At 57.2% G+C, this 1,261-nt stretch carries 1 rRNA gene (cut by a window edge); it reads left to right on the top strand.

The features are described 5' to 3' along the window. Nucleotides 1-1,261, top strand: a 23S ribosomal RNA gene (locus tag ACWDSL_RS52645) (its annotated part extends 188 nt beyond the left edge of the window); the annotation flags it as partial.

Raw genomic sequence — 1,261 nt, 5'->3', positions numbered from 1 at the left:
ATACGGGGTCGTGGGAGTTCTCTTGATCGGTCTGCCGGCCGGTCGGCGAGTCAGAAATTGTTGATGTAGGCGAAGGGCATGCGAAAGGCCCGGCGTAGAGGGTAAGACCCCCGTAGCTGAAATGTCAGCAACTTGCTTGAGAACCACCCAAGTAGCACGGGGCCCGAGAAATCCCGTGTGAATCTGGCGGGACCACCCGCTAAGCCTAAATATTCCCTGGTGACCGATAGCGGATAGTACCGTGAGGGAATGGTGAAAAGTACCGCGGGAGCGGAGTGAAATAGTACCTGAAACCGTGTGCCTACAAGCCGTGGGAGCGTCGCCGTCAAGCTTGCTTGGCGGTCGTGACTGCGTGCCTTTTGAAGAATGAGCCTGCGAGTTTGCGGTGTGTTGCGAGGTTAACCCGTGTGGGGTAGCCGTAGCGAAAGCGAGTCCGAATAGGGCGATTGAGTAGCGCGCCCAAGACCCGAAGCGGAGTGATCTAGCCATGGGCAGGTTGAAGCGGAGGTAAGACTTCGTGGAGGACCGAACCCACCAGGGTTGAAAACCTGGGGGATGACCTGTGGTTAGGGGTGAAAGGCCAATCAAACTCCGTGATAGCTGGTTCTCCCCGAAATGCATTTAGGTGCAGCGTCGTGTGTTTCTTGCCGGAGGTAGAGCACTGGATAGGCGATGGGCCCTACCGGGTTACTGACCTTAGCCAAACTCCGAATGCCGGTAAGTGAGAGCGCGGCAGTGAGACTGTGGGGGATAAGCTCCATGGTCGAGAGGGAAACAGCCCAGAGCATCGACTAAGGCCCCTAAGCGTGCGCTAAGTGGGAAAGGATGTGGAGTCGCAGAGACAACCAGGAGGTTGGCTTAGAAGCAGCCATCCTTGAAAGAGTGCGTAATAGCTCACTGGTCAAGTGATTCCGCGCCGACAATGTAGCGGGGCTCAAGCGTACCGCCGAAGTCGTGTCATTGCAGCATAAGGCCTAACGGTTGCTGTGATGGGTAGGGGAGCGTCGTGTGCCGGGTGAAGCAGCCGCGTAAGCGAGTTGTGGACGGTTCACGAGTGAGAATGCAGGCATGAGTAGCGATTCACACGTGGGAAACGTGTGCGCCGATTGACTAAGGGTTCCTGGGTCAAGCTGATCTGCCCAGGGTAAGTCGGGACCTAAGGCGAGGCCGACAGGCGTAGTCGATGGACAACCGGTTGATATTCCGGTACCCGCTTTGAAGCGCCAACGCTGAACCAGGCGATGCTAAGTCCGTGAAGCCG

The sequence above is a fragment of the Streptomyces sp. NPDC000941 genome (assembly GCF_053599555.1).
This window is presented reverse-complemented; position numbering and strand designations above follow the sequence as displayed.